General features: G+C 38.7%; 3 protein-coding genes and 1 pseudogene. 2 read left to right on the plus strand and 2 right to left on the minus strand.

What is annotated here, in order from left to right; genetic code table 11:
- The first annotated feature begins 114 nt into the window (after window positions 1-114).
- Both FTV12_RS09520 and FTV12_RS09525 read left to right on the plus strand, forming a co-directional pair.
- On the plus strand, window positions 115-1,545 hold the full coding sequence (locus FTV12_RS09520) for a diguanylate cyclase (RefSeq protein ID WP_180033918.1): 1,431 nt from the start codon (window positions 115-117) through the stop codon (window positions 1,543-1,545).
- Between the two features lie 49 nt (window positions 1,546-1,594).
- Window positions 1,595-3,085, plus strand: a complete 1,491-nt coding sequence (locus tag FTV12_RS09525) for an amidase (protein ID WP_179992475.1) — start codon at window positions 1,595-1,597, stop codon at window positions 3,083-3,085.
- A gap of 15 nt (window positions 3,086-3,100) precedes the next feature.
- Here the strand turns inward: FTV12_RS09525 and FTV12_RS09530 are convergent, their stop codons facing one another.
- Both FTV12_RS09530 and FTV12_RS09535 read right to left on the minus strand, forming a co-directional pair.
- Window positions 3,101-4,267 (minus strand): MFS transporter, encoded by a 1,167-nt coding sequence (locus FTV12_RS09530; protein WP_179992474.1) that lies wholly within the window; start codon window positions 4,265-4,267, stop codon window positions 3,101-3,103.
- A 2,870-nt stretch (window positions 4,268-7,137) separates the two neighbouring features.
- Window positions 7,138-7,259 (minus strand): annotated as a pseudogene (locus FTV12_RS09535) (IS3 family transposase); the annotation flags it as partial.

The following is a 7,259-nucleotide window of genomic DNA, read 5'->3' on the forward strand; positions in this document are numbered from 1 at the left end:
TGATAACGTAAGTAAAAACAGATTATTCCAAGAATAAAGTTGTACTTTTGGGTAAAAAGCATTTCCCAAACAAAGTGATATTTCACAAATAAAAATTAGATACAGGACTTAGATTTGCGAATACCTCGAATCACAGACCAGAACTTGAATCCTGAAACATATGCCTACTTGGTCATTCTTTTCATTATTTTAGTGACTTGTTTGATTGGCATTATGACCAGAACACAGGATTACTTAGCCATACTCTGGCCTGCCAATGCTGCCTTACTGGCCATGTTTTTACGCTTCCCCCATTTAAACAATATGGGCGGGTGGCTAGGTGCTTTCTGTGCGTTCATGTTTGCCGATTTGGCAACAGGTAATAATCTATTACAAAGCCTGTTTCTAACACTTGCCAACCTGATTAGTACGATTGTATCGCTGTTTTTTATCCGATATTTCCAGATCAACTATAAGTGCTACAATACTGGTTTCACTTTCGTGCATATGTTCGGCATCTGTGCATTCGCAGGATGCCTGGCCAGTGCAGTGTTTGCCGTTGCGACCTTACCCAATCTTCCCCATTCCTTTATGACCAAGGAAAATTTATGGATTGATTTCGGGCTGTGGTGGACAGGCGAAATGGTAAATTACATTATTGTCCTGCCGCTTTTTCTAGCCTTTCCTAGAACCAAAGATCTCAAGTATTTATTTAAAAACCGCAGAAAGAAGCAGAACTCTTTTAGTTATCTGCTGCCAGCAGGTACGGTAATCCTGTGTATTATCCTGAGTAATATTTTTGTCGGTCCAGGTGCCCTGCTTTATCCGTTGGCAGCTTTAATCTGGGCAGCACTGACCTATCGCATCTTTACGATTGCAATTATTAATGCCTTTGTAATCATTTTGATGTATTACAGCCTGACCCAGTTCTATGCCACTACACATGATACGTTGGCAGACTCGACCATTTATATCTCATTAAGGATCGGACTATTTATGCTGGCATTATCACCGCTGATCCTGTGTATCATCAGTCAGAACCGCAATGATCTGTTTAAACGGGTATTGTATTTGGCCAATCATGACAGTCTGACGCGTACCATGAACCGGCATTTTTTCTTTCAGAAAGGTGAATATTTACTGCAACATTCCAAGAGTGTGCAGTTTTCCCTGATTATGCTGGATATTGATCATTTCAAACGTTTAAACGATCATTTTGGCCATCATGTGGGCGATAAAGTACTGCAACACTTTGCTGAAATCATCCGTTCCAATTTACGTTCTCAGGATCTGTTTGCGCGTATTGGTGGTGAGGAATTTGTGATTTTGCTTTGGGATACCAAACCATCTAAGGCCCAGTTTATTGCCGAGCGTATTCGTGAACTGGTAGCTAAAACGCCAATGTATCAACCTGATGGATCACCGTTATCGATTACTGTGAGTCTCGGGATTACGCATCAACATGCCCCGCTTTCTCAGGATTTACAGCAACTGATCAATACCGCGGATCAGGCCTTATATCAAGCCAAACACTTGGGACGTAATCAGGTGGTGCTTGCATCCTGAACTGAAACCCTCTACAACCTTATAACAATATCAACGCTAGGGAATGCAGATGAAATTTGAAGAATACTTACAATACGATGGATTAGGACTGGCTGAACTGGTTAAAAATAAACAGGTGCATTCAAGTGAACTTTTATCAGTTGCCTTAGAACGCAGTGCAAATATTAATCCTGAAATCAATGCCATTATTATTCCCATGCATGAGCATGCCTTGCAGCGTACCCAGCAAAAACTGTCTGGCCCCTTTGCTGGAGTTCCATTTCTGGTCAAAGACCTGTTTCAGGAATATGCAGGTTATCCGACGTCTTATGGATGTCAGGGTTTAAAGCGTATCGGGTATATCGCTGAAACCAATGCCGAGATTGTTAATCGTTGGGAACAGGTAGGTATTGTGACCTTTGGCCGTACCAACACCCCTGAATTCGGAATTAAAGGCATTACAGAGCCAGATGCCTGGGGAAGCTGTAAAAACCCGTGGAATTTAAGACATAACAGTGGTGGCTCGTCAGGCGGCTCTGCTTCTGCTGTGGCAGCCGGCATTGTGCCAATTGCCGGTGCAGGTGATGGTGGTGGCTCAATTCGTATTCCGGCTTCCTACTGTGGTCTGTTTGGTTTAAAACCAAGCCGTGGACGTACGCCGTGGGGACCGCAAATGAGTGAGGCAATGCACGGTGCTGCCATTCAACATGTACTCACCAAAACTGTTCGGGATAGTGCGGCAATGCTGGATGCCACCCATGGTGAAGATCGCAGTTCACTGTTTACGATTCAACGTCCGCATACACATTATCTGGAAGTGATTCAGCAACCACCAAAAAAATTAAAAATCGCATTTAATACGCGTTCCAGCATTGATACGCCTGTTTCTCAAGATGCTATTAAAGCGGTAGAACAAACTGCCCGTTTACTGGAATCTTTAGGTCATGAAGTCGTTGAGGATCAACCGCAGATTGATGGCATGCAACTGGCTAAAGATTTTATTACGACGTGGTTTAGCCAGTTTTCTTATATGCTGGACGAAATCCAGAAAGGCTATCCATCCAGATCAGGCGATTTTGAACTGGATTCTCTGGCGCTAGCTGCTTTTGGTGCCAAAACGACGGCAATTGAATATATCCAAAATCTGACCAACTGGGGACAATATGTGACCCAGATGAATCATTTCTTTGATGATTATGATCTCTACCTGACACCAGCCACGGCCACTGTTGCACCCAAAAATGGCGAAGTCAAGACACCAAACTGGCAGAAGCCGATTCTTAAAGCTTTATTAAAAATGAATAAGGCACATTTATTGGCACAAGGTAAGCTGGTCGACCAGATTGTGAAAGAAAACCTAAAATGGGTGCCATTCACCCAGTTAGCCAATATTACCGGCCTTCCTGCAATGTCTGTACCGCTATACTGGAATGAAGATAACCTGCCTTTGGGCTCACAGTTTATTGCACCATTTGCCCGTGAAGATTTGCTGTTACAACTGGCCGCTCAATTAGAACAGGCTCAGCCCTGGTTTAATCAATATTCCAAAATCCGCATTTAATCATTCAATCGTATCTTAAACCTGCTTTTGCAATTCGACTTTGCTGGGTAAGCCAAATACCAGCAACAGGCCCAGCAAGGTCGACAGCGCAGCAGCAATAAAGATTGATGTTCCACCGACCTGATCCCAATAACGACCGGCTAGAATGCTGCCACTCGCCACGCCTAAGCCCCACATGGTGCTATACAGTGCCTGTCCACGGCCTTGCTGTCCAGCCGAGAAGTTCTGAAAAATAACCCGCATGGCAATCATATGGAATAAACCAAAACTCAGGGCATGAATGGTCTGGGCAAAAAACTGTGCCAGAAATGACGATGGAAATATGCCGACAGTCAACCATCTTAAACCAGTCATTAACAGGCATAGCATTGCCAGATGACGCCATGACCAGCGTGTCAGAAAGAATGTAGCGTAGGCAAACATAATGATTTCAGCAATGACTCCAACCGACCAAAGCAATCCGATCTGACTGGTACTGAATCCATTCTGGCTGAGATAGTTACTATAAAAACTATAAAACGGTGCATGCGAAAACAGCATGATCAATTCAATCAGGAAAAAACTGTATACCACTGGACGCTTGAAGATCGGCCATAAGGCTTCAAGTTTTTTCTGAGCTGTCGGTGCTGCTGTAGGTTCTTTGATGGTAAATGACCAGAGAAAAGCCAGAAATGAAATACAGAGCAATAAGATTGGTAGCATACTGATGCTGATAATTTCAAAAATTGCCCCTAAACCAAATACGCCAATAATAAATCCAATAGATCCCCACTTACGGACTTTGCCATAGAGCTCTGCCCTTTTCTCACCTAACCAGAATAAAGTCACGCCTTCAAACTGAGCCAAAATTGCATTTTGAAAGAAACTGAAAATCAGCATGAGCAAAGCAACTGACTGGAAGCTATTGGGAATGATAAAAATCATGAACCAGATACAGGCTTCCATCCAAGTAGCTATACGCACCAGCAACATGCGTTTCCCGGATTTGTCTGCAATCCATCCCCAAATAAATGGCGCAAAAAATCGGGTGACAATCGCAATCGAAGATAAAATCCCAATTTCCTGATAATTAAAGCCTTGATCCTCTAGATACAGACTCCAGAAAGGCATGAATGCGCCCACAATCGCATAATAAAAAAAGTAGAAAAAACTGAGTCTGTAATGAATAGCTAGAGATTGCATCAAACTAGATACTCTTTCATTTTTGATAACTTAAAATAAATATAAGTTGCACTTAGTTGCATTGAATGGGTCTCGGTTGAGTCTAGTTAATCTATAAGCTAATCATCTATAGATTCTTCAAAGCTCTTTAACTAATTTTAGAAAAGTTAGATTTTAACTTAATACATTACCTAAATTCTTAATTTATTCTTTTAGTTCAATCATGAGCTTATCAATCGTAATCATTTGATGGTTCTAAGAATTAAAATGACTGAGGTTCTGACATTTAGACAGCTTAACGTTACAAAATCTGAGCCTTATTTAGCTTGTACTTTGTCTATCATGGGGCTCACCAATAAGAAAAGAAAAACCCCTCAACATTTAGAATGTAAGAGGTTTAGTTTGCCGTAATACGTTCGGCTATGATTTTAACTTTGCTTTAAACTCAACCCATCCATTGACTTGGGTGATAGTTAGGTCGATAGCTGAGTATTGATAGTAGCGCTCCACCTCAACAAGAGTTTTAGCGCTCATCTCCTTTCGAGCCTCTTTGAATTCAAAATATGGGTTATTAAAATTAATAACATTAGAATTGATAACTGATATTAAGTAATCAGTTGTGTGAATACATTGTATGTGTGCTCATAACCAGCCCGTTAAGTCAAAATTCAAACCAATTATTAGCCTATTATTATTGAAAAATAAAATAGCACAGAATACTTAACTCATTGATAATAAAAAAAATTTATCATTCTAAATTAAACTTTTTTCAAACAATCCCGGCATTCTTTCTTGCCGTCGCTAATCTCAGTCGCACCATGTAGGCAGAATAAGCAGAATAGTAATCGGAGCATACTTTTTTCCAGACAAAAAATAACCCGCTTAACCTGGGGAAGTTAAGCGGGTAGGCTTCTTTAACACGTCGTTATAGTTTTTAGCTAGTTCATCATTATTCATGGAGCACCTTTAAAGTAGCACTTATATAGTGCAGCAATAGTATAAGAAGCATTACTGAATGGTGGGTGCTGGTTGGCTTTGGGTTAAATTTGGTTATTTGTTAGACAGGAATTACACTATTTAATTATTTTTGTGTTCTGGTCGCCGTATAAAGTTTATCAGGCAACAAAAAAGCTCTTATTTCTATGGACTTTAAAAACTCGGAAAGAAATCGAATAAATATTTAATGAATGTGAACCTGTCATTAATATCGGGTACGTCAAATACCCATAAAGTTTTAGTTTGTGATCTATATTTAAATCTTACTGCTGATACCTTAGTTGTCACTGACGCATCTTCACCGAGATGTTCAGCAATTAACTTTAGATTTTCTGATAGAAATCGTGATTTATTTATTGTTCTAGATTTTGTGGGCTCGAAAGTCGCTAAAATTTCATCATATACCCAATTAAGAAAACTTAGATCTATCGCTTTATATTTATTCATAAGGTGCATCAATCTATTTAAAAGACTGTGAAGATTCTTTATAACATTTCATTTAATTAAATAAATATTATTTTTAAGAAATAAAAATGTATATACCTGTAAAAAAAACCCACTTATGATGGGCTTTCGTTTTATCTTTTAAACTTATCTATTCAGAAGCTTTAAGCTCATCAGACAATTTTTCTAAACTCTTTGCTCTTTCTTGTTCGCTAGAAAGATTATATAAATGGAAACACAGAAAGAATATAAATGCCAAAAATACTCCGCCTAAAATTACAACTCTTTTGTTTTTCAAAAGATTCAACTTAATTTAAGCATGAGCCTTAGTATGAACCCTTTTGTTTAATAAACCAACAAAAAAGCCCATCTTTCGATGAGCTTCTTCATAGTAACACTTCAAACGACGGGAGTGTCACAAGATGAACTTGCTGGACTGATCCGTATAGGCAGTTACCGCCAGAACCCTAATCTATCATACCTATTGATGTAAAAATAGCCTCTTCACAGAACTAGGTGCTACCCTCTTCTTTAATTATAGGTTAATGAAAATATCACTTAGCTATTCTAGTCAAAAAAAAACCACATCATTGGGGACGATGTGGGCAGAACTCTAAATTCAAAACGTGGAGATTTTTGAACATATGGTAAAATATAATGAAAATATTGTATGCAGTCAATCACACTTTGATATTAAGTCGATGATTAACAATCATATTGACCGATAAAATAGAAATAAGTCACTTATTCAAATTTCTAGTTAATCTCAGTCTCTTTGACCAGATCTATTACTTAGCTAAGCTATTCAAGCCAGATACCTAGTAAGAAATTAAGCCAAACTTTTCTTTAGGCAATAAAAAAGCCCACATTGCTGTGGGCTCTTCCCCTTTATCATTTTGCGCTGATTCAGGATTGTTGACGAAATGTACAACGGTCAAACAATAGCCAATTCATGACAAATATAAATATATATAGAAATTAAATATCTATCCATATATAAAAAGTCTAAATTGTGATCTTTGGAGTCAATAATTTCTAGTATGAACTTGATAAAGCTTTATTTTAGGTAACAAAAAAGCCCATCTTTCGATGAACTTCTGCAAAATAGCACCCAGCAATGAGTGTATTATCAGATCATCTTATCAATCTAATCCACATGACTGGTTGCCCGTATAAGTCTTCCTTATTACACTGATTAATCCAAAGACTTTTCAACACAATTATTTTTCTAAATTGTTGATTCCATCTCGGTGCATAATATTGATGACTATCATCCTGCTATTCACCTTGATCTCTAGTCCAAATCTTTAAGCTTTTAAACAAAATGAGTGATCTAAAAGTCAGCAAGACTTTCCTTCATCATGGAAAATAATAATACTGCGCAAACAGCAAACAAGAGCCCTATCAAAACAAATAAAGGATCCTGATAAATAAGACCTAAAACCATGATCCTAGACAGTATCGTGGACAACCAGCCCCTCTAAACTTTTAATATATTTCTGTTCAAAGGCTTCTGGACTTAACCAGCCGTTTGCAGAATGTCTTCTGACTCGATTGTAATAAATTTCAATAT

This window comes from Acinetobacter sp. YH12233 (assembly GCF_013417725.1).
Taxonomy (GTDB): domain Bacteria; phylum Pseudomonadota; class Gammaproteobacteria; order Pseudomonadales; family Moraxellaceae; genus Acinetobacter.

What these genes read in the sequence shown, in the direction of transcription:
- FTV12_RS09525 (WP_179992475.1), top strand. Translation starts at nt 1,595, where the DNA reads ATGAAATTTGAAGAATACTTACAATACGATGGATTAGGACTGGCTGAA.
- FTV12_RS09530 (WP_179992474.1), bottom strand. Translation starts at nt 4,267, where the DNA reads ATGCAATCTCTAGCTATTCATTACAGACTCAGTTTTTTCTACTTTTTT.